16 protein-coding genes are annotated in these 21,478 nt (G+C 45.1%); 2 read left to right on the plus strand and 14 right to left on the minus strand.

The annotated features are described in order from the left end of the window. Positions 1-10: 10 nt before the first annotated feature. The 14 genes from nuoH to FEM33_RS06530 all read right to left on the minus strand — a co-directional run bounded on the left by nuoH (position 11) and on the right by FEM33_RS06530 (position 16,734). Positions 11-1,090 (minus strand): NADH-quinone oxidoreductase subunit NuoH, encoded by a 1,080-nt coding sequence (nuoH, locus tag FEM33_RS06465; protein ID WP_139011261.1) that lies wholly within the window; start codon positions 1,088-1,090, stop codon positions 11-13. Between the two features lie 39 nt (positions 1,091-1,129). Beyond that, the gene (locus FEM33_RS06470; protein ID WP_139011262.1) at positions 1,130-2,242 is read right to left on the minus strand and encodes an NADH-quinone oxidoreductase subunit G; all 1,113 of its coding nucleotides are present in this window, start codon (positions 2,240-2,242) and stop codon (positions 1,130-1,132) included. Positions 2,243-2,263: 21 nt separating this feature from the next. Further along, positions 2,264-3,793, minus strand: coding sequence for an ArnT family glycosyltransferase (locus FEM33_RS06475; protein ID WP_139011263.1), 1,530 nt, complete (start codon positions 3,791-3,793; stop codon positions 2,264-2,266). Continuing rightward, positions 3,793-5,133: an NADH-quinone oxidoreductase subunit NuoF gene (gene nuoF, locus FEM33_RS06480; protein ID WP_139011264.1), complete on the minus strand. Its 1,341-nt coding sequence runs from the start codon at positions 5,131-5,133 to the stop codon at positions 3,793-3,795. Before nuoF ends, FEM33_RS06475 begins: the two co-directional genes overlap by 1 nt. 24 nt (positions 5,134-5,157) lie before the next feature. Next, positions 5,158-5,655, minus strand: coding sequence for an NADH-quinone oxidoreductase subunit NuoE family protein (locus FEM33_RS06485; RefSeq protein ID WP_139011265.1), 498 nt, complete (start codon positions 5,653-5,655; stop codon positions 5,158-5,160). A 72-nt stretch (positions 5,656-5,727) separates the two neighbouring features. After that, a complete protein-coding gene (gene nuoD / locus FEM33_RS06490) occupies positions 5,728-6,957 on the minus strand; it encodes an NADH dehydrogenase (quinone) subunit D (RefSeq protein ID WP_139011266.1) in 1,230 nt (409 codons plus the stop codon). Between the two features lie 17 nt (positions 6,958-6,974). Further along, on the minus strand, positions 6,975-7,475 hold the full coding sequence (locus tag FEM33_RS06495) for an NADH-quinone oxidoreductase subunit C (protein WP_138283620.1): 501 nt from the start codon (positions 7,473-7,475) through the stop codon (positions 6,975-6,977). 6 nt (positions 7,476-7,481) lie between these two features. Beyond that, entirely contained in the window at positions 7,482-8,024 is a 543-nt protein-coding gene (locus FEM33_RS06500; protein WP_138283619.1) for an NADH-quinone oxidoreductase subunit B, read from the minus strand. Positions 8,025-8,051: 27 nt separating this feature from the next. Next, on the minus strand, positions 8,052-8,426 hold the full coding sequence (locus FEM33_RS06505) for an NADH-quinone oxidoreductase subunit A (protein WP_139011267.1): 375 nt from the start codon (positions 8,424-8,426) through the stop codon (positions 8,052-8,054). Positions 8,427-8,633: 207 nt separating this feature from the next. After that, positions 8,634-10,703 (minus strand): T9SS type A sorting domain-containing protein, encoded by a 2,070-nt coding sequence (locus FEM33_RS06510; RefSeq protein WP_229214117.1) that lies wholly within the window; start codon positions 10,701-10,703, stop codon positions 8,634-8,636. Positions 10,704-10,916: 213 nt separating this feature from the next. Then, positions 10,917-14,087, minus strand: coding sequence for a T9SS type A sorting domain-containing protein (locus FEM33_RS06515; protein ID WP_139011269.1), 3,171 nt, complete (start codon positions 14,085-14,087; stop codon positions 10,917-10,919). 83 nt (positions 14,088-14,170) lie between these two features. After that, on the minus strand, positions 14,171-15,178 hold the full coding sequence (obgE, locus tag FEM33_RS06520; RefSeq protein ID WP_139011270.1) for a GTPase ObgE: 1,008 nt from the start codon (positions 15,176-15,178) through the stop codon (positions 14,171-14,173). Between the two features lie 21 nt (positions 15,179-15,199). Next, positions 15,200-15,781 carry an adenylate kinase gene (locus FEM33_RS06525; RefSeq protein ID WP_139011271.1) on the minus strand — a complete coding sequence of 194 codons (582 nt, stop codon included), beginning with the start codon at positions 15,779-15,781 and terminating at the stop codon, positions 15,200-15,202. Positions 15,782-15,936: 155 nt separating this feature from the next. Continuing rightward, positions 15,937-16,734, minus strand: coding sequence for a T9SS type A sorting domain-containing protein (locus tag FEM33_RS06530; RefSeq protein WP_139011272.1), 798 nt, complete (start codon positions 16,732-16,734; stop codon positions 15,937-15,939). Positions 16,735-16,902: 168 nt separating this feature from the next. Between FEM33_RS06530 and FEM33_RS06535 the strand changes: the two genes are divergently transcribed. Together FEM33_RS06535 and FEM33_RS06540 are read left to right on the plus strand one after the other, a co-directional pair. Next, complete coding sequence (locus FEM33_RS06535) at positions 16,903-18,720, plus strand: sensor histidine kinase (protein ID WP_139011273.1); 1,818 nt, start codon at positions 16,903-16,905, stop codon at positions 18,718-18,720. Positions 18,721-18,801: 81 nt separating this feature from the next. Then, positions 18,802-21,444, plus strand: a complete 2,643-nt coding sequence (locus FEM33_RS06540; RefSeq protein WP_139011274.1) for a valine--tRNA ligase — start codon at positions 18,802-18,804, stop codon at positions 21,442-21,444. Positions 21,445-21,478 lie beyond the last annotated feature (34 nt).

Here is a 21,478-nt window from a genome sequence, read left to right on the forward strand (position 1 = left end):
ATTTATTAATTTAATTCAGCCAGGCGGTAATTACAGGCTTCAAGAACAGCACTGCAGCACCGGTAATGATGATATTGAAAATAGCCAATGGGATCAGTTTTTTCCAGCCCAGATTCATCAGCTGATCGTAGCGGAAACGTGGAATTGTCCAGCGTACCCACATATAAAAGAATATAAAGAACAACGTTTTTCCGAAAAATACCGCAGTTCCGATCAACGTGGCAACGTTATGACCCGTCTGTGTTCCCAGCGCATCCGTAAGCTGCGTATATACCCAGTCCATCCCAGGATAATTATAACCGCCGAAATACAGAACAGAAATAATCGCTGAGGAAACAAACATGTTGATGTACTCGGCAAACAGGTAAAATCCAAGTTTCATACTTCCGTATTCCGTATGATAGCCTCCTACAAGTTCGGTTTCACATTCCGGAAGATCAAAAGGAACGCGGTTGCATTCTGCGAAAGAACAGGTAATGAAAATAATAAAGCCCAGCGGCTGATAAAATATATTCCAGTTACCGCCGTGTTGCTGTGAAACAATTTCACCCAGTGAAAGCGAGCTGCTCATCATCAGGATCGCGATCAGCGATAAACCCATAGCCACTTCATAGCTGATGTTTTGTGAAGCCGCCCGGATGGCACCAAGAAGAGAAAATTTGTTGTTGGAAGCCCAGCCGCCAACCATAATCCCGTAAACCCCAAGCGCAACCACACCGAAAACGTAAAGTATCCCGATGTTTGATTCAACGCCCTGAAGATTTACTTCATGCCCGTCAAAACGGAACGTGCTTCCGAAAGGAATAACGGCACTTGCCAGAAGCGCAGTAAGCATGGCAAGGCATGGACCTGCAATGAAAAGCCATTTGTTGGCAAGTGCAGGAATAAAATCTTCTTTAAAGAACATTTTACCCGCATCCGCCAGCGGCTGCAGCAATCCGCCCGGTCCTGCCCGGTTAGGGCCCATGCGGTCCTGAATAAATCCTGCTACTTTACGCTCGGCCCATGTAGAGTACATCGCGATGAGCAAGGTAAGCACAAAAACAACAAAAATTGTCGCAGTTTTAATTGAAAATTCTATTAAATCCATTTTGTAAACGTAGTTGAATAATCTGTTGTCAGCACTGCATCAATTGTTTTCCAGCAAAGATCTGTGATTTGCCTTGTCATTATTTTCTATGCTCTGGTGGCGAATTGCTTCCTCGTCCGTAACATATGCACGCGAATCATCAATTTTCTTATAGTGACTTTCAGCGAGCTTCAATGCAAAATCAGGCTTTTTAACCAAGTCTTTACTGTATTTGTTTGCTGAAATAACAGAGCTTCTTTTGACTTTGGTTGGACCTTCCAGCACCCAGTCGCTTGTCTTTTTCTTCTCGAAACGGCATGTGTTGCAAATGAAATCATTGACTTCGCCCCACGTATTTTTCCGTGCCGTAATCCGGATCACTTCGTCACCGCGGTACCACAAAGTTACTTTTCCACAGCATTTATCACAATCCCGGTGTGCATCTTCAGGTTTTGTGAACCAGACCCTGTTTTTAAAACGATACGTTTTATCCGTAAGAGCGCCTACCGGACAAACATCAATAACATTTCCGGAGAAGTCGTTATCAATTGCTTTTTCAATGTAAGTACTGATTTCGGATGCATCTCCGCGGTTCATTACGCCATGTACACGCTTGTCCGTTATCTGATCCGCCGTATAAACGCAGCGGTAGCAAAGTATGCAGCGCGTCATATGCAGCTGAACGTAAGGACCAATATCAATTTTGTCAAAAGTCCTTCTTTCTTCTTCATAACGGGTTTTGGCAGAACCGTGTTCAAAGGCAAAATCCTGAAGATGGCATTCACCGGCCTGGTCACAAATGGGGCAGTCGAGCGGATGATTGATCAGCAGGAATTCAACAATGCTTTTACGGGTATCGAGTACAGCCTGATTGGTGGTATTTTCAACCACCATGCCTTCCTGCACCTGCGTAATGCAGGATGGAACCAGTTTCGGCATGGGACGCGGATCCTTGGCAGATCCCTGCGCAACTCTTACCAGACAGGCACGGCATTTACCGCCGGATGTCGGCAGAGGTTTGTAATAGCACATGGCCGGCGGCACCAGTGCGGATTGGGCAGCATCTGCTTCGGCGATTTTGCGTGCAGCCTGCATAATGGTTGTGCCCGGTTCTACTTCGACTTCAATGCCGTCAAAAGTAATTTTTATCAGTTGAGGTTTTATTTCTTCCATGCCAAATAACTATTCAGTATTCTATAGTTTGTTTGCTTCATATATATCGAACGAACCGATTGTGGAATTATACTTTAAGGTATTTCCAAAATCGTAATTTAGTATATTAACGGGTACACTTCCCTTCTTTGAAATTACATATTTGATTTCCTTTTTCCTAACCATACTTCTGAACTTGTCGTAATTGAAAGTACCGTTCCGGTCAGCAAGGTAAACGAGGTCTGCAAAAGGGATCAGGACATTTTTGACCAGAAAGTGATTCAGCAGAAAACCGCCGAAACTTCCTTCTCCTGCTCCCGGACACACATAAACCCATTCATTTTCCTTCAATTTTTTATCCTGATAAAGATACTCGGATACCTTGCGTTCTTCAATATAGTGGCTTACAAAATTTTCATTGCTTGAAGCATCATACTTCATGAAAATAAACAATGTACAATGAATAAAAGCCAAGACAAGATATAGTGATAACGCGGATTTTAGAAAACCGTTATTGAAAATGTGACGGTTTGGTGCATCACAGGTAAATAAAGTAATCTGTACAACCGCGGTAAGCAAGTAATCCTGATAATATCCGACTCCGGCACCGATTTTAAAAGCTGTTGTAGTTGAAAAAAGGAAAAACATAAAACAGCATAAAGTCAAAAACAGATAAAAGTCGGAAGGCCTGTAATAAAGTATGTAGGCGCTTACTACGACATTCACAACAATCAAAGGCGCAAACTGTAACAGCCAGTGCTGAAGTGTCCAGTCGTAAAACCAGCCCCAACTGGCAGAATTTGCAACGCCTCCGATGATATTGAGAAAAAACAGGTCAACTCGATTAATAGGCAAAAGCAGCATATAAATCCCGAAAACAGCTATTCCGAATGCAGTCAGCGTAAACAGTGTTTTCCATTGTTCTTTCATTATCCAGAATAAACCTAGCGAAATGGACAGAATAGCGCCGCTTTGCTTCACAAAAAAAGCCGACACAGCTATAAAAATGGCCACGTACCACCAGTATTTGTTTCCGGTATCGTTCAGTGCATAGTAAACCGTATAAATGAATATAGCAGTCAGTAGCACAAGTAAACTGTCCGGCCGCGATGTGGTCAGAAACCAGAAGCTTAGCACATGAAAAATATACAATGCTGCTAAAATCCCTGCTATTTTCTTTTTTGTAACCTTGTAAACCAGCAATCCCGCAACAGATACCGACAAAATGGTAAAGATGTTTGAGAAAAACCTGCTTGCAAGATATATCTTGTGTACCTCGGCAGCATGCCAGTTTGCCAGTTTGCAGAAAAACGCAACCATATAAAAGTAAAGCGGCGTATACTGCGTCAGACGAAAAGGTGCATTTTCCGGATCGCGGTAAATGGCATTTCCGTCCACAAGAAGCTGGATAGGAGCAATGCTGCTGCCCTCGCTTCCGGAAATATCAGGATGGTAACTGATTGAAGCCTTGATTTTGATAGCAACAAGAATTACAAAACTGATCAGTCCGAAAATGAGGGAAATTGATAATGAATTGTTTTTAATCCAAAGCAGGGTTTTGTTCAAATTCATTATACCAGTGCCATTTCTCCCTGATATACAGCGCCTGGCTGCGATGCTTCCAGCGGATTGGTTATATGCCACATGAATTCATCCCTGAAATGACGGATTGCGCTGGCAACAGGCCATGCAGCCGCATCTCCCAAAGGACAAATTGTATTGCCTTCGATTTTCTTGGAAATATCAACAAGCAGATCAATGTCATGCATGCTGCCATGCCCATGCTCGATTCGGTGCAGTACTTTTTCCATCCAGCCGGTTCCTTCGCGGCACGGGCTGCATTGTCCGCACGATTCGTGGTGATAAAAACGGGAGAAATTCCATGTATTTCTTACGATACAGGCTGTTTCATCAAAAACAATAAACCCGCCTGAACCCAGCATGGTGCCCGTTGCAAACCCGCCGTCAGATAAAGATTCATACGACATCAAACGATCTTCACCGTTGGCTGTTTTCGTGATAAGGTTTGCAGGAAGAATGGGCACCGAAGAACCTCCGGCAACCAGCGCTTTCAGGTGATGTCCTTTTCTTACACCGCCGCAATATTCGTCCGAGTTCAGGAATTCATCAACGCTCAGTCCGAGTTCAATTTCGTAAACACCCGGTTTCTGGATGTGGCCTGACGCCGAAATAAGTTTTGTGCCCGTACTCCGTCCGATTCCGATTGCTGCATACGCGTCGCCACCATTATTGATGATCCACGGCATATTGGAAATCGACTCCACGTTATTGACAACGGTAGGGCTCTGATATAATCCTTTAACCGCCGGGAACGGAGGTTTGTTTCTTGGATTGCCTCTTTTGCCTTCGAGCGATTCCAGCAATGCCGTTTCTTCTCCGCATATGTAAGCGCCACCGCCTGGCTGAACGATCAGTTCGAGATCGTAGCCGCTTCCCAATATATTTTTTCCAAGAAACCCCTTTGCCTTTGCTTCTTCTATGGCTTTTTCCAGAATCCGGATCACGTACATCAGCTCACCGCGGACATAAATGAAAGACTTGTTAGCGCCTAATGCAAAACTGGAAATGATCATTCCCTCAATCAGCAAATGAGGAATTGATTTCATTAAATGATGATCCTTGAAAGTGCCAGGCTCGGATTCATCAGCGTTGCATACAAGGTAACGGGGAATACCTTCGGGTTTTGCCAGAAAGCCCCATTTCATTCCCATGGGAAATCCTGCACCGCCTCGTCCGCGCACACCCGATTTTTTTGCTTCTTCCACAACTTCTTCCGGAGTCATGGTTTTTATAGCTTTTTCAACGGCAGTATAGCCTCCCTGCTGACGGTAAACGTCAAAGCTTTCAATACCTGGAATATTGATATGCTCCGTTAATATTTTTCTAGCCATTTGAGGATATTTTCAGCTTAAAGCTTATTTACTTAACTCTTCAATGATTTCGTCTACGCGGTCGTTCGTAAGGTTCATGTAATATTTCTCACGAATCTGGAAAACCGGTCCCCAGCCGCACGCCGCCAGACATTCCACTTCTTTCAGGGTAAAAAGGCCGTCAGATGTAGTCTCGCCGGCCCCAATACCCAGTTTTTGCTTCAGATGGCCATAAACATCTTCACCGCCCATCAGGCAGCAAGGACCTGTACGGCAATATTCGATTACATGTTTCCCGACCGGATCAAGATGGTACATGGTGTAGAAGGTCGCAACCTCGTAAACCTCCACGGGTTCAATACGCAGGATGCCAGCCACGTAATCCATTACTTCACTGCTCAGCCAGCCCCACTGCTCCTGTGCAACGTGCAGAACAGGCAAAAGAGCCGATTTTTGCCGGCCCTCGGGATAACGTGCAATAATTTCTTTTACTTTTTCCAGTCGTTCCGGTGTAAACGCAACCGGATTAGGGATTTCCGTCATTTCTAAATATGGTCTTTAAAACAAGTTTTCCAAGATGAAAACCTTACTGTTTATGGATGGAAGTCCATCTTTTCAGGCATCCAGTTCTCCGGCAATCACATTCAGGCTGCTCATTGTTAAAATCGCATCCGACAGCGTGCTGCCTTTACACATTTCAGGATATGCCTGATAATAAATAAAGCTTGGTCTGCGGAAATGAAGCCTGTATGGTGCTCTGCCGCCGTCACTGATCAGATAAAAGCCCAGTTCGCCGTTTCCTCCTTCCACGGCATGATAAACTTCACCGGCAGGCGCATCTATTTCGCCCATGACAATTTTGAAATGGTAAATAAGCGCCTCCATATTTCTGTAAACCTCTTTTTTGGGAGGAAGGTAATATTCCGGGGCATCAGCATAATACGGGCCTTCCGGAAGGTTGTTAATGGCTTGCTCCACAATTCTCAGACTCTGCCACATTTCCTCATTGCGAACCATATAACGGTCATAAGTATCTCCGTTCTGGCCAACAGGAATTGAAAAATCAAAGTCCTCATAAGAAGAATAAGGATTCATGACACGAACATCATAATCCAGTCCGGCAGCCCGAAGGTTTGGTCCTGTAAAACCGTAAGACAATGCTCTTTCCACTGAAATCGGACCCACGTTTATGGTACGGTCCATGAAAATACGGTTCCGGTTCAGCAACTTTTCAAGCTCTTTCAGAACCGGCGGAAACGACTTGATAAATTCATGAATCTTGCGGATTGCAGTGGTGGAAAGGTCACGTTCCATACCGCCCAGACGGCCCATATTGGTTGTCAGACGTGCTCCGCAGACTTCTTCATAAATTTCGTACACTTCTTCCCGTTTCTGCATGACATACAAAAATCCGGTAAAAGCGCCCGTATCAACCCCAAGAATACTGTTGCAGATCAAATGGTCCGTAATACGCGCAAGTTCCATCATAATCACGCGGATGTACTGCGCTCTTTTTGGAACTTCAACGCCCAGTAACTTTTCAACCGTCATATTCCATCCCAGATTATTGATCGGGGATGAACAGTAGTTCATACGGTCGGTTAAGGTTGTAATCTGATAAAATGCCCTTCTTTCGGCTATTTTTTCAAATGCACGATGTATATATCCGATGGTTTGCTCGCCCGAAACAATTTTTTCACCGTCCATTTTAAGGACATTCTGGAAAATCCCGTGTGTAGCCGGATGCGTGGGGCCCAGGTTAAGCGTAGTCAGTTCCTCAACCAGTTCAGGCAATTCTGTATTGGGTGAAGGAACGTTATGTGGTAACAATTCAATATCTGCCATATTTTACTCAATATAGGTCATCGGCCAAAAAGGGCGTCAATTTTGTCTTCTCGTGTAGCATCTTCCAATGGAAATTCTTTCCGCATCGGAAAGTAATCCATTTCTTCTATATTCAGAATGCGCCTAAGATTTGGATGTCCGTCAAACAGGATTCCGAAGTAATCGTATGTCTCGCGCTCCATCCAGTTGGCACCTGCAAACAAGCCGGTTGCAGTCGGTATATGGATATCCTGCTCAGCAAGCGCCACTTTGATCCGGATACGGAAATTGTGGACAAAGCTGTGCATGTGATAAACGACCACAAATTCCTTGTCCTGATTGTCAGGATAATGAATGCCCGTCAGATCCGTCAGAAATATGACCTGATAGGTTTTATGATCGCGCAAAAATTCAAGAATTGGGATGATTTGCTCCCGGGTAGTTGAAAGCGTCAGCAATCCGTACGGCTCTTCAAAGTCAAATACCTGATCGCCAAATTTTTCCAAAAGTGCTTCTGCTACCTCCTGATTACTTAGCATAAAGGGTTACTGAATATTATATGATGACAATAGTTGCTGATATTCATCCGTATTTCTGCGGCGGAGTTTCTCATTTTGTGCCAGATGCTGGATATGCATCAGTCCGTCAATGATCTGCTCCGGCCTTGGAGGACATCCGGGCACATATACGTCAACAGGAATAATACGGTCTATTCCTTGTAGAACACTGTAGGTGTCAAATATACCGCCGCTGGTTGCGCAGGCACCAACCGCCATTACCCAGCGAGGCTCTGCCATCTGCAAATAAACCTGCTTTACAACAGGTGCCATTTTCTTGGCAATGGTCCCCATCACCATCAGCAGATCGGCCTGACGGGGAGAAAAGCTGGGCCTTTCTGATCCGAAACGGGATATATCGTAATGCGCTCCCATGGTAGCCATAAATTCAATTCCGCAGCATGAAGTTGCGAAAGGAAGCGGCCAGAGAGAATAGCTGCGCGCCAAACCAATTGCTTCATCAAATGAAGTCGCAAAAAAACCGGATCCGCTATGTCCTTGCGGAGCATCCACTATCGTTACTTCTTTCATAATTTTTCTGTGTTCAAAGTTTGTTGATTACTCTTCCCAATTCAACACGCCTTTGCGGATCACATAATAGAACCCGGAAAGTAGCAGTGCCATGAACAACAACATTTCTACAAACCCAAACATTCCTAATCCCTTGAAATTTACTGCCCAGGGATACATAAATATTACTTCAACATCGAAGAGGACGAAAAGAATGGCTACAAGAAAGTACTTGACAGAAATAGGCGTTCTTGCATCGCCAACCGATTCAATTCCACATTCAAACGGATCGTCTTTGAGCTTGCTTTTCCGGCTTGGGCCAATCATATGTGTTACGATCATCGTTCCGCCGATGAATCCGGCGGCAAGGATAAACTGAACAAGGATCGGCAGATAATCGGAAGGGAAATAGGTATCTTTCATGATGTATTAATCGACTATATTTAACGTAATCTGTCTGAAAATATGATAATGATTGCATTATTTTCAGGTTTCTCAAAATTAGCCTTTGAAAATTTATCAATCAAATTCTTTAGTTTATCTTTTGTCTAATTAGTATCATACTAAATAAGCCCCGCATCGGCAGGGCTCATTTACGAAAAAGAAGGGTATAATATCGAAAAAACGCGTTTATCTCACGACAATCTGTTTGGTAAGGCTTTGTCCCTGTCCGGTTACCCGCAGAATATATTTGCCTGTAGAAAGATTGCTTACATCGATTTGCATCCGGCTGTTAAACAATTTTGGCGTTGTGTACCGGATTACCCTTCCGAAAAGGTCAAAAATGGTAACAGATGCATCGCTGATATTTTCTCTGGATTCGATGTAAATGAAGGTGCCCTGACTTGGGTTAGGGTAAATAACCACTTCATTCTGTTCATTCGTAATAAATTCCCTTGAAGCAGCGTCCGAATAACATGTTAGCGAATTGTCACCTATTCTGAAAGCTACTTCTGCCTTTGCCGAATAAGTTCCGGTTTTCAGAATTTTGATCAGACTGGCAGTTGTATCACTTTCAGTTCCGGGCCTGCGCCACAGGAATTTTTCATTCAGACCCGTTTCACTGATGCGTGCAGTTACGCTGAAAGGCCCGGAAGGCTCGATAACCGGCGTAGAGATTTTCGGACGGATAATCAGCGAAGACAAGTTGGAATTATCGGAAATACAGCCGAAGATATTCTGGCCTTTCACAAAGTAATTTCCTGCTTCTGCTATTTTTACCGATGCTCCTGTTGCCAGTGCGGTAGTCGATCCTTCTTTATACCAGCTGTAAATATCATTGCCTTCCGAAACCGAGAACTGAAAAGACGAATCGGCGCAAGCCTGCTGCTGGCCTTGCTGCAAAATGGTTGGTTTTACAGGCTTGGCGTCATCATCCAGCACAACAACCGAAGACAATGTGGAATTTCCGGCCGCGTCTTTAACCGTTGCGCGGTAAGTTCCTGCTTTTGTAACTTTGATCGTATTCGTTTTTTCACCCGTGTTCCATTCGTAAGATGCAAATCCGGTTGGAAGTGTAATGGAAACGGCATTGTTTTCGGTAACACAGGTTGCGTTTACGTTTGGAACTCTTGCGGGATTAACAGGCGTAACTGTTGAAAAGAACTTGGAATCCAGACTCTGGTTCCATGCATTGGCAAGAATTGTCAGCGATTCGGTACCTATAAAGTGTGTTCCGTCCGGGCGATCCGGTACAAGCGGGTCCGTTTCCGGCCCGGGATAAGTAGGATTAAACGGCGTATCCAGCACAGCATTCTGCGCTGCAACGATAACCGGATTTATACTCGACTCAATATTGGATCCCGCAGAAGTACGGGAAGTACGTGCAATTACCCATGTGATTCTTTTACCGGTTTCCTGACCAAGCGTGTTCATTATCAACTGCAGATTATCTCTGTAGTAAGATGCGGAAGTCTTATAAAGTGCGTCGGTTTCGCCCTGCATCCATAAAATAGCCCTGATTCCGTATTGATTGGCATAATTTCTTGCTGCTACCCTCAGGTTGGCATAAGGCATCTGCGGAGGGTAAATAAAACCGCCGTATTTGTTTACGGTCTGTAATCCTTTTGCGCTGCTCGCCCAGTTTTCTATTCCGGTTCCTTCCCATGCCACATTGATAAACAAGACCGGGACATTCAGCTTGGCAACCAGAAAATCGCCCAGAATCCCCCAGCACCAGGCTGTCTGGCCGCGCGGAGACATGATGTCGACGTTCTGGGTTATTTTGTCAAATGCTGCCGGAACCGGGTCTGTAAGCAAATCCCGCGTGTCGTTGTTGTAATTGGAAACATAAAGAACTCTGTCGTCCTTGGCAGAAGGACCTGGATAAGCTTTCAGACCTTGTGCATTGGACTGACCGGCTATTATAAAAATTTCGCCGATCCCCAATCTCGCAAGTACATCGCGCCCGACTACTTTACCGTCTGAAACGCCGCGCACCTCGATTGTATACCAGCCGCCGATGAGTGTAATCTGACCGGAAAAAACGCCTCCTTTCGGGGCTTCTTGCAAATCCTTCCACGGCGTTTCTTTGCCCTGGCCCGGAAGCACCGGAACTGCCCTGATTTCAATTTTATCCATCGGAACACTGAAAGTTCCGGATACATCAATTGTTCTTTGCCCTGTAATGTCGCGCTGATAAACAGCCTGAAAGGTGGGAGTAGTGATTTTGATCTGTGCAAATGCTGCGGATGATATCATACACAGCAGCATTAATGTTTTTGCCCCTATCGGGAGTAATGATATGCTACGCATTTGAAACTTCTGTACAGGTAAACTTCTTATATTCTGAATTATAAAGACAACGGAAAGTGTTCATATTTACTTTTACAAACAGCTACAAATGTAAACGATTATTTTGCCAAAATAGCACTATTCCATTTTTTTGATTTACATTGAGCTGATATCATTGCATTAATGAACAATTACAAGTTTCTGATTGCCGTTGTAAGTGGCTGAAATAATCCTGACAATATATATCCCGCTTGAAAGTTCGGATACGTTAAATGATTGCTGACGATCAAATTTGCTAACTCTGAAGCTTTTGTGAATGACTCCGTGACTGTCAGTTATCTGGACCTCTGCATTGGTTATGTCCTGTAATATTTCAACTTTAACTATTCCTTCAGATGTCGGATTGGGATATGCTACAAATCCGGGAGTGGCAGTATCCAGAATAAAGCTGAAAGGCAATGAATAAGCAGAATAGCAAGAGAGCGAAGGACTGTACACAATTGTATTATTTACAGTATAGCTGCCGGATTGCACCGCTTTGAGCGTGCTGCCGGTTTCACCCAGAGTCGCCCCGTTAAGTTTCCAGTTGTAATCACCTTTATTGACATTGTTTTCAGCTGCAAGCGTATAAACTCCCGTTTTCTGGATTACAGGTGTAGTTGGTGTCGGTTTTACATCTACATCAATTTCGGAAGAATAGGAAGAGTAACAGCCTTTTTCATCTTTTGTGCGCACCGAATAATTGCCTGTGGCCGTAGCCTGAATGACAGCCCCTTCCGCTCCGGTATTCCAGTAAAAAGCATTTCCGTTACTTGCCTGCAGGGAAACAAATCCTCCTTCACAGAAAACAGTTGATCCCAATGCCTTCACAACAGGCGTAGCCGGAAGCGGCAGCGTTTGTGTCGTAATTGTATTACTCCTGTCAGAAAAGCACTGGAACTCGTTAATCGTTTGTACATAATATATTCCGGCTCCTGTCACCTTTAAAACCTGGGATGTTGCGCCATTGCTCCATAAATATCCCGCAGAAGTAGTGGATTGCAGGTTAACGCTCAGGTTGGCACAGAATTCTGTGGGGCCGTCTGCGGTAATCGTCGGAGTTGATGGAAGCGGGTTTGCAACCACCTGAACAGGCGTGGAAGCAGGAGAAACACATCCGTTTGCATCTTTTGCCGCAATTGAAAAGCTTCCGGAATTCCGGATTTCTATTTGCCGGCTTGTTTCACCATTGCTCCATACATAGGAATACACTTCGCTGCTTTGCAGAATAGTGTAATCGCGCTGGCAGAATGTAGTCGGGCGCAGGGCTGTAATAACCGGCGTGGCAGGAAGCGGATTTACATTCACCGATACCGGGTCCGACGTAGATTCGCATTCATTGGCATCCCGTTGTTTCAACGTGTATGATCCGCTTGCTGTAACGGTAATTGATTTAGAAGTTGCCGAGTTGCTCCATATATTTCCAGAGTCGTAACTGGAAGTAAGCATAACATTTCCGCCCTGACAGAAAGTAAGCGGCCCGTTGACGGCAATTGTCGGCTTCTGAGGCAATGCATTCACTTTTACAGCAACGGGATCTGAACTTGGTGAGTAGCAGCCGAAAGAATTGACAGCCTTAACGGTGTATTCTCCCGAGTTCCTGACAACGATACTGGAAGTATTTGCACCATTGGACCAAATATTACTGACCTGCGAATTGGATTGCAGGGTCACTTCGCCGCCTTCGCAAAATACAAGCTTTCCGGCTGCTGTAATTGCAGGCTTGGCAGGCAGTGGTGAAGACTGCATTGAAATGACCAGCTTTTCAGAAATGGCCTCACAGCCGTAAGCATTGGTTGTTTTTACAAAGTACTCGCCAGCCGAACTTACAACCAGCCGGTCGCCTGTTGCGCCTGTACTCCATTGTACATTGTCGGATATGCTGGAAATCAGCGTTGCCGTGTTGCCTACGCAAATCGGGTTGCTTCCTTCCAGTGTAATCGACGGGCGATTGGGCAGAACGGATTCATTGATCCTGATTTCGGGAGAGAAAATATAGTTACCTTTGTCGTCTCTTGCGCTGACGCTGTAAGTGCCGTTTCTAACCTGAATGCTGCTGGAAGTTTCTCCCGTACTCCATCGGAAAGAATTATAACCACTTCCCTCGGCATTGAGGCTAAGATAGCCGTTGCCGGTACAAACCGCCGTAATTTTTACCGGACTGATGCTTTTGAAAGGTTCTGAGCGTGAGAAAAAATCATTGTTCAGCTGATTGTTCCATGCTTCGGCAAGTTGTATCAATCCGTCGCCATCGAAGTGAACGCCGTATTCGCCGCCGTTTCTCGGAACCTGAATAACGTCTGTACTAGGCCCCAAAAAAACATTCGGAACAGAGCTGATTACTTTTTTTTGTCCATCAATAACACGTTTGTTAACGCCGTTTCTGTTATCCCATGACGTTAAGCTGACCATCCATGAAATATTTTTTCCCGACTCGTTACGGCCGGTTTCTATAACCGTTTTCAAATCATTATAGTAGGCTTCGGCACTGGTTCCTGCCTGCACTTCAGATTCACCCTGAAGCCACAGTACGCCCCTTAACCCGGTAATGGGCGTATACCGCTGAACAACGGAGCGCAAGTTGCCATAAGGCATGCCGTCAGGCTCGTAAGGAAGCCCCGCAACGTACACGGAATATGCCGTGCCGTTAATGCTTTGTACCCAGTTTCTTACGGCGCTTCCGTACCATGCAACATTGTAAAACAATACCGGGACACCTAGTTTGCTGGTAAGCAAATCGCCCAGTTTTCCCCAGCACCAGGCAGATTTTCCTCTTGGAGAGATGTTTGAATTGCTGTTCAGATGGGTAAATTGCGGATAGGGGAAATCCTGTTTTGTATTCAGGTCCGTACTGTTGTAGTCTATGCAGCTTACGCGGTCGTCCTGCGCACCCGGCGCACCATAATCCTGATATCCCTGCCCGTTGGACTGTCCGGCAACCAGAAAAACTTCTCCAACGCCTACATGGGCAATCTGAGTTGAACCAATGATCTGATCCCCTTTCCATGCCCTTACTTCCAGATTGTACCAGCCTCCGCGTGCCTCAATGCTTCCGGAGTAAAAACCGCCCTGAGGTGCAATTTTGATAGTCGTCCAGTCAACGGGTTCACCGCCGTTTATCGGATTGAGTTTTGCTTCTATGCGATCGGTGGATCTTGTATACGAGCCGGAGATGTAAATAGTAGCGGTATTGTTTTTATCACGTTGAAAAACAGCACGGTCGGAGGGATAATCAATGCTTACTTGCCCAACTAGTTTTGTAGATATAAAGCTTAACCCTACCAAAAATATGTACGGTAGAAAGTGTTTCATAATGACAGAAAGTAATTGAAATTCTAGCAGATAAACTTTTAGACACACAATATGCATTAAAAGTTGCCTATTTCAAGAAATAATTATTTTACGTGTAACGTCGAATTAATTAGATCCCATATCCTGTCTTTTAATTGTTCTATTCCTTCTTGGGTAATTGCAGAAATCAAGATGGAAGGAATATTTGCGGGAAGCTGCTTTTTCAGTTCAGTGCGTTCATCGTCAGTCAGAATGTCAACTTTTGAAATGGCGAGAATGCGGTTTTTCTCAAGAAGGGAAGGATTGTAGATTTTAAGTTCCTGAAGAAGCGTTTCATACTCGGCATTGATATCTTCGCTGTCAGCAGGAACCATAAACAGCAAAATAGAATTCCGTTCGATATGTCTCAGAAAACGAAGCCCCAGTCCTTTGCCCTGAGAAGCACCTTCAATAATGCCGGGAATGTCCGCCATTACAAAGGATTTGTAATCACGGTACGAAACAACGCCCAGATTTGGAACCAGCGTAGTAAACGGGTAATCGGCAATTTCGGGCCGGGCGGCCGAAACTACGGAGAGTAAAGTGGATTTGCCGGCATTCGGGAAGCCGACAAGACCAACGTCAGCCAGTACTTTCAGTTCAAGTATGACCCATGCTTCCAGTCCGGGTTCGCCGGGCTGGGCATGCTGCGGGGTCTGGTTTGTAGCAGATTTAAAATGATCATTTCCCATTCCGCCCCGGCCGCCGCGCAGCAATATAATTTCCTGACCGTCTTCTGTTATTTCAAAAAGCTGTTCTCCGGTTTCGGCGTTTTTGGCAATGGTCCCAAGCGGCACTTCCAGAATAATATCCTTGCCGATAGCACCGGTCCGCCGTCCGCCTTCGCCGCCTTTGCCGTCAAAAGCTTTGATATGCTTGGTATATTTCAAATGCAGAAGTGTCCAGAGCTGTGCATTGCCTTTCAGGATCACGTGCCCGCCCCGGCCTCCGTCGCCGCCGTCAGGACCGCCTTTTTCCACGTGTTTTTCACGCCGAAAATGCAGAGATCCTGCGCCGCCTGCACCGGACCTGACATTTATTTTGACATAATCAATAAAGTTGGAAGAAGCCATGTGTATAGTGAAACTTTAAAATTATAAAAGGCCGGACTTCGAGATAGTCTGGGTTATCTGATCAAAAATATGTTCGATTTCACCAATTCCGTCAATTGCAGTGAATTTGCCTTGTTCCAGGTAGTAATCTGCAACCGGTTTTGTCTTGTTGTTATACTCCTGAATGCGTCTGCTGATCAGCTCTACATTCTGATCATCAGGGCGGCCGGAAGTTTTTCCTCTGTTAAGCAAACGTGCAAGCAGCTCATTATCGTCTACAACCAGTGCGATCATGACAGAAATACTTTCGTTGTACCGTGTCAGCAGTTCATCGAGCGCTTCGGCCTGTTTTACGGTTCTTGGAAAACCGTCAAATATAAAACCCGGCGCTTTGCTGTGCTCTTTCAGTTTGTTATCGATCATGCCGATCACCACCTCATCCGGCACCAGTATTCCGTTATCCATCAATGTTTTGGCTTTCAGGCCCAATTCGGTTCCTGCCTGAATTTCGGAACGCAGCAAATCCCCGGTTGAAAGATGTATCAGATTGTACCTGGCAATAATTTTTTCACTTTGAGTGCCTTTTCCGGCACCCGGAGGGCCAAACAGTATAAGATTCAGCATAGTTGCAAATGAAAATTGATGTCGCGTTGGGATGGTGATTTCGGCAAATTTACAATTCTTACTAAATGTCAGCCTAATAGTTACTCATATTTTATCAATAAAAATCCCCCGGATTATTTCTGATCCAGGGGATTTTCTGATTGATGAAGCGTAAATCAGGGAATTACAACCCTTTTTACCGCACCGTCTTCATTTTGTACGACAGACACAAACACGGTTCCTTTTGTATTTTTTCTTAAATCGATCTGGCCGACAAATTCACCTTCAAAGTCCTTTATTTCCTTTTTTCCTACTTCCTTTCCTTTGGTATCCGTTACCGAAATGGTAATGTCACCTTTCTGCGGAACGGAAAACCGCAGGTTCAAAACGCCGTTATCGGGATTGTTGGAATAAACGTTCAATGCACGCACGCTGGCGGGTTTGGTTGTTTCTTTGTCCCATACATCACCCATGCGGTCACCAAAACTTTCCACATCTCTCAGGAACATTCTGGCTTTCGGATTAAAATCCCTTTCAAAATTCCGCATGTGTGAGCGCAGTGTCTCTGTATTGAAGTTGAAATCAAAGTTATCACCTTCATTACCTTTCCATGAAAAAGCAAGCGGTTCGCGTTCGTCCCTGCGGTCAACAATTACATTCCGTTTTTTGGAAGCAAATTTGTTGCCTTCACCGTCATCAATCGTGATGGAAACAGTCTGATGCTTCTTTTTGTCAACCCCGAGCGAATCCAGCACTTTTTCTACAAATTCATCTTTTTCTTTGGGCGTCATTGGGCCCAGTTCATAGCTTTTTTCAACATTTCTGACTTTCCCGTCTGTATCTTCAGAAACTTTGATGCGGATGCTGGTTTTTTTGTCTTTGGCACCGGGCTGGGCTTCTGCCTGGGAAAACATCAGCATGGCCGCCAGCAATGCAAATGCGAATGGAATTCTTTGAAAAAATACAGATTTCATAATCAATTTGTTTTGTGAATGAACATATTATAAAGTGTTTTACGACTGTTTTTCAACGTTGTTAAATAATGTTAAAAACAAATGCGGACAGGACGTATGCGTTAAATTTGTTAACAGCAGAAAGTCGGGAAAACAGGTTGCGGCGTTGCACCGGAGAATTAAAAATTTATGACTAGAAGAAAAATTCAGATCATCGTCGGGCTGATGTGCCTGGCATTGATCGGGCTTATTGCTTTTCAATGGTACTGGATCCGGGAAGCAATTGATATACGCAATGATCAGTTCAATCAGAAAGTTTCCGAGTCGGTTCAGGAAGTTGTGCACCGTCTGGAAAAACAGGAAATGATGTATCTTTTGCAGCGGCGGATCGATACAGAGCAGCAGAAAAGCAAGCTGGACCGCATTGCGCAGCTCAGGAACATGCCTTTTAAAAGAACGGCAGCGGCCAAGCAGCAGACCGTGCAGGAAAATGTGCCGCGTGCAAGGCCCAAATTTGAAGTTGTCATCGGGCCAAACGGCGAGGAAATTCATTATCAGATTATTACCGAGGCCGTTCCGACCGATGTACTGAGCCCGAATTTCAGGGTTATGGTGGATCATCAGCGGCGGATCATGGAAGAGTTTTTTCAGGCGCAGCAATACGGTCTTTCCGGAATAGACGAATTTGTGAAGAGGCGAATGGAAGATGAACAGCGTCTCGGAAATGCGTTCCGCGAAGTTTATAACCAACAAAATGCAAAACAGAACAATAAAGAAGTCAACAGTCCCGGAAACGATTCTGTAAACCGGCAAACGGCAAACAGACAGCTTGTCATGAACGGCAGGAATAAAAGTAACAGGGCCGTGATCAGTTCAGCCGATCTGGACAGAGCCGATCTTCTGAAACAGGTAATGCAGGATCTTATTTATACAAAAAGGCCGATTGAGCAGCGTGTAAACCGCTTTTTACTGGATACTCTACTGAAGAAACAACTGGTACAAAACGGAATAACATTGCCCTACGAATTTGCAGTGCGCGGCGAAAATACGAACAATCTGATTTTTTCCACGGCAGATTTAAAACCTTCGGAATGGGAAGAAAAATCGTATAAAGCATCCCTTTTTCCAAACGAAACCCTGAATGCACAAAATGCATTGTACGTGTATTTTCCGGATCAGAAAAAGTTTATTCTCAGCAACATGGGCGTGATGTTCGGCGGCTCGGGCGTGTTGATTCTGGTGATTATGGCTTGTTTTTACATGGCCGTAACCACGATCCTGCGCCAGAAAAAGCTTTCCGATATCAAGAATGATTTTATCAACAACATGACGCACGAGTTCAAAACGCCCATTTCCACAATTGCTCTTGCTGCGGAAATGGCGCAGGAAAACTCGGTGAAATTACAGCAGGCGGATGCCAGCCCCCGATTAAGCCGGTATCTTGGCATAATCCGGGAAGAAAATAAACGTTTGGGAACGCACGTCGAGAAAGTACTTCAGATGGCGCTGCTGGATAAAGGGCATGTAAAACTGAAAATCAGCGATGCAAACATCCATGATCTGATCGGCAACGCCTTGAATGCGCAAAGTGTGCAGATCGAGCAAAAGGACGGAGAAGTCGTTCTGGACTTTGAAGCGGATCAGGAAATTGTGTCCGGCGATGAAGTGCATATTTCCAACATACTTAATAACCTTGTGGATAATGCAATCAAATATTCGCCGGAAAAACTGTACATCGCCATAAAAACACAAAACGAAAATAACGGGATAGCCATTGCCATTTCAGATCACGGAATTGGCATGAGCCGTGAACAGCAGAACCGGATTTTTGATACTTTTTACAGGGTTCCAACCGGCAATGTGCATGATGTAAAAGGTTTCGGGCTTGGCCTGAGCTATGTTAAAAAAATGGTCGAGGCGCACGAGGGAACGGTTACCGTCCAGAGCAAACCCGGCGAAGGAAGTACTTTCACCGTATGGCTGCCTTTGCGTAAAGAAGAACAATAGTTTAGAAATTTCGCCTGCAACGCCTAACTTGCCTTCTTTTTAAGATAGTCAACGCTGGTTTCAGCAATTTCTGGTACTCGAATGATTTCCAAAACATATGCCCCGCAGGAAATAGAAGACAAATGGTATTCCTACTGGCTTGAAAACAGGTATTTTAATTCAAAGCCTGATCCTGACAAAGAACCTTACACGATTGTCATTCCGCCGCCCAATGTCACCGGTGTGCTGCATATGGGGCACATGCTGAATAATACGATTCAGGATATACTCGTCCGTAAGGCGCGCATGGAAGGAAAAGAGGCATGCTGGGTTCCCGGCACCGACCACGCTTCCATTGCTACCGAAGCCAAGGTTGTAGCCATGCTGAAAGAACGCGGAATCAGTAAAAAAGACCTCTCGCGGGATGAGTTTCTGGAATATTGCTGGGAATGGACGCACAAGTATGGCGGTATCATTCTTCAGCAGCTCCGCAAGCTCGGCGCGTCCTGCGATTGGGATCGTACGCGCTTTACAATGGAGCCTGACCTGTACGATTCCGTTATCGATGTTTTTATTGATCTTTATAACAAAGGAAAAATATACCGCGGCCACCGCATGGTAAACTGGGATCCGCAGGCGCGCACAACCGTTTCGGATGAGGAAGTAATTATGAAAGAGGTAAATCAAAGGTTGGTTTATCTCAAATATCCGTTGGTGGGGGAGAATGGAGAAGGGACGATGGAGGAAGGCGTTGTTATTGCTACGACGCGGCCGGAAACGATTATGGCGGATGTGGCGATTTGCGTGAACCCGAATGACGAACGTTATCAGCACCTCATCGGAAAGCAGGTTTCCATTCCGCTGATCCATCGGGCGATCCCGGTTATTGCCGATGATTATGTGGAAATGGATTTTGGAACGGGCTGTCTGAAAGTAACGCCTGCGCATGATACCAACGATTACGAACTGGGAAAAAGGCATAATCTTCCGATTATTGACTTGCTTAATGAAGACGGTACGCTGAATGAAAAAGCACAGATCCTGATCGGAGAAGACCGTTTTGCGGCGCGCAAAAAAATCATTAAGCTGCTGGAAGAGTCCGGAAATCTGGTAAAAGTGGAAGAATACAGGTCAAATGTCGGCCATTCCGAGCGTACGGATGCGGTGATTGAGCCGCGGCTTTCGGAGCAATGGTTTCTGAAAATGGAGGAAATCAGCAAGCCTGCTTTTGAGAACGTCATGAACGACACTATCCAGCTCATTCCTGCAAAATTTAAAAATACATACCGTCACTGGATGGAAAACGTCCGCGACTGGAATATCAGCCGCCAGCTTTGGTGGGGTCATCGGATTCCGGCCTTTTACCTGAACGACGGAACGATGATCATTGCGAAGTCCAAACGCGAAGCATTGCGGAAAGCGCAGCATGAATACCAGCTTTTTGCATTGACGGAAGAAGATATTACGCAGGACCCGGACGTGCTGGATACCTGGTTTTCATCGTGGCTGTGGCCGATTTCGGTTTTTAACGGGATAAAAGAGCCTGAAAATGAAGACATCAAATATTATTATCCGACCAATGACCTTGTTACCGCTCCGGAAATCCTGTTTTTCTGGGTGGCGCGCATGATCATTGCCGGTTATGAATACAAAGGCAATTATCCGTTCAAGAATGTTTATCTGACCGGAATCGTCAGAGATAAACTGGGCCGTAAAATGTCCAAGTCGCTCGGCAATTCGCCCGACCCGATTGATCTGATTGCACAGTATGGCGCGGATAGCATCCGGACGGGTATGCTGTTCAGTTCGCAGGCGGGAAACGATTTGCCTTATGACGAAAAGCTTGTTGAACAGGGAAGAAATTTCGGCAACAAAATCTGGAATGCATTCCGGCTTGTCAAATCTTTTCAGGTTTCACAAAATACAGAACAGCCCCAAGGCTCGGCGCTGGCCGTACAATGGTTTGATAGCAGATTAAATCAGGTTTTGGCAGAAGTACACGATCATTTTTCCAAATTCCGGATTTCCGATGCGCTGAATACGGTTTACAAACTGATATGGGATGATTTCTGCTCGCAGTTCCTGGAAATGATCAAACCCGGTTTTGAGCAGCCTATTGATGCAGCGACATACGAAGCCACACTTGATTTTTATGATCGTCTGATGCGGCTGCTTCATCCGTTCATGCCGTTTATTTCAGAGGAAATCTGGCAGAACATCCGTGAAAGAAAAGAGAAAGATTCCATTTGCATTGCAGCTTTTCCGAAGCCGAAAGAAACAGATCAATCTGTAATCAATGATTTTGAAATCCTGTTTGAACTTGTTTCCTCGGTAAGAAACCTGCGCAATGCGAAAAACATCAGTCCAAAAATTACATTGCCGCTTGCTGTCCGGACAGAAATGCAGGAGCGTTATCAAAAGCTGGAACCATTGATCCGGAAACTCGCTAATGTGGAAGCGCTTGTCTATGTGAACGAAGAAGGAGAAGGAACTTCGTTCCGTGTCAAGTCGGATGAGTTTTTTGTAAACCTGGCCGGTGAAGTGGACGTGGAAACAGAGCGCGAGAATCTTCAGAAAGAGCTGGATTATACGCTGGGTTTTCTGGAATCTGTAAAGAAAAAGCTTTCCAATGAGCGTTTTGTACAGAATGCAAAAGGAGATATCGTTGAAAAAGAACGCCTGAAACAAGCCGATGCCGAAGCCAAGATTGAGACGTTGAAAGAGGCGCTTGCAAGGTTAGTTTAACTGCATTGGGACTTAAAAAGTGATGTTTCAACTT

Origin of the sequence: Dyadobacter flavalbus (assembly GCF_006149045.1) — a bacterium.
Taxonomy (GTDB): domain Bacteria; phylum Bacteroidota; class Bacteroidia; order Cytophagales; family Spirosomataceae; genus Dyadobacter; species Dyadobacter flavalbus.

Excerpts from the sequence above, each read along its gene's own strand:
- nuoH (WP_139011261.1), bottom strand. The coding sequence starts at position 1,090 with ATGGATTTAATAGAATTTTCAATTAAAACTGCGACAATTTTTGTTGTT.
- FEM33_RS06470 (WP_139011262.1), bottom strand. The coding sequence starts at position 2,242 with ATGGAAGAAATAAAACCTCAACTGATAAAAATTACTTTTGACGGCATT.
- FEM33_RS06475 (WP_139011263.1), bottom strand. The coding sequence starts at position 3,793 with ATGAATTTGAACAAAACCCTGCTTTGGATTAAAAACAATTCATTATCA.
- nuoF (WP_139011264.1), bottom strand. The coding sequence starts at position 5,133 with ATGGCTAGAAAAATATTAACGGAGCATATCAATATTCCAGGTATTGAA.
- FEM33_RS06485 (WP_139011265.1), bottom strand. The coding sequence starts at position 5,655 with ATGACGGAAATCCCTAATCCGGTTGCGTTTACACCGGAACGACTGGAA.
- nuoD (WP_139011266.1), bottom strand. The coding sequence starts at position 6,957 with ATGGCAGATATTGAATTGTTACCACATAACGTTCCTTCACCCAATACA.
- FEM33_RS06495 (WP_138283620.1), bottom strand. The coding sequence starts at position 7,475 with ATGCTAAGTAATCAGGAGGTAGCAGAAGCACTTTTGGAAAAATTTGGC.
- FEM33_RS06500 (WP_138283619.1), bottom strand. The coding sequence starts at position 8,024 with ATGAAAGAAGTAACGATAGTGGATGCTCCGCAAGGACATAGCGGATCC.
- FEM33_RS06505 (WP_139011267.1), bottom strand. The coding sequence starts at position 8,426 with ATGAAAGATACCTATTTCCCTTCCGATTATCTGCCGATCCTTGTTCAG.
- FEM33_RS06510 (WP_229214117.1), bottom strand. The coding sequence starts at position 10,703 with ATGATATCATCCGCAGCATTTGCACAGATCAAAATCACTACTCCCACC.
- FEM33_RS06515 (WP_139011269.1), bottom strand. The coding sequence starts at position 14,087 with ATGAAACACTTTCTACCGTACATATTTTTGGTAGGGTTAAGCTTTATA.
- obgE (WP_139011270.1), bottom strand. The coding sequence starts at position 15,178 with ATGGCTTCTTCCAACTTTATTGATTATGTCAAAATAAATGTCAGGTCC.
- FEM33_RS06525 (WP_139011271.1), bottom strand. The coding sequence starts at position 15,781 with ATGCTGAATCTTATACTGTTTGGCCCTCCGGGTGCCGGAAAAGGCACT.
- FEM33_RS06530 (WP_139011272.1), bottom strand. The coding sequence starts at position 16,734 with ATGAAATCTGTATTTTTTCAAAGAATTCCATTCGCATTTGCATTGCTG.
- FEM33_RS06535 (WP_139011273.1), top strand. The coding sequence starts at position 16,903 with ATGACTAGAAGAAAAATTCAGATCATCGTCGGGCTGATGTGCCTGGCA.
- FEM33_RS06540 (WP_139011274.1), top strand. The coding sequence starts at position 18,802 with ATGATTTCCAAAACATATGCCCCGCAGGAAATAGAAGACAAATGGTAT.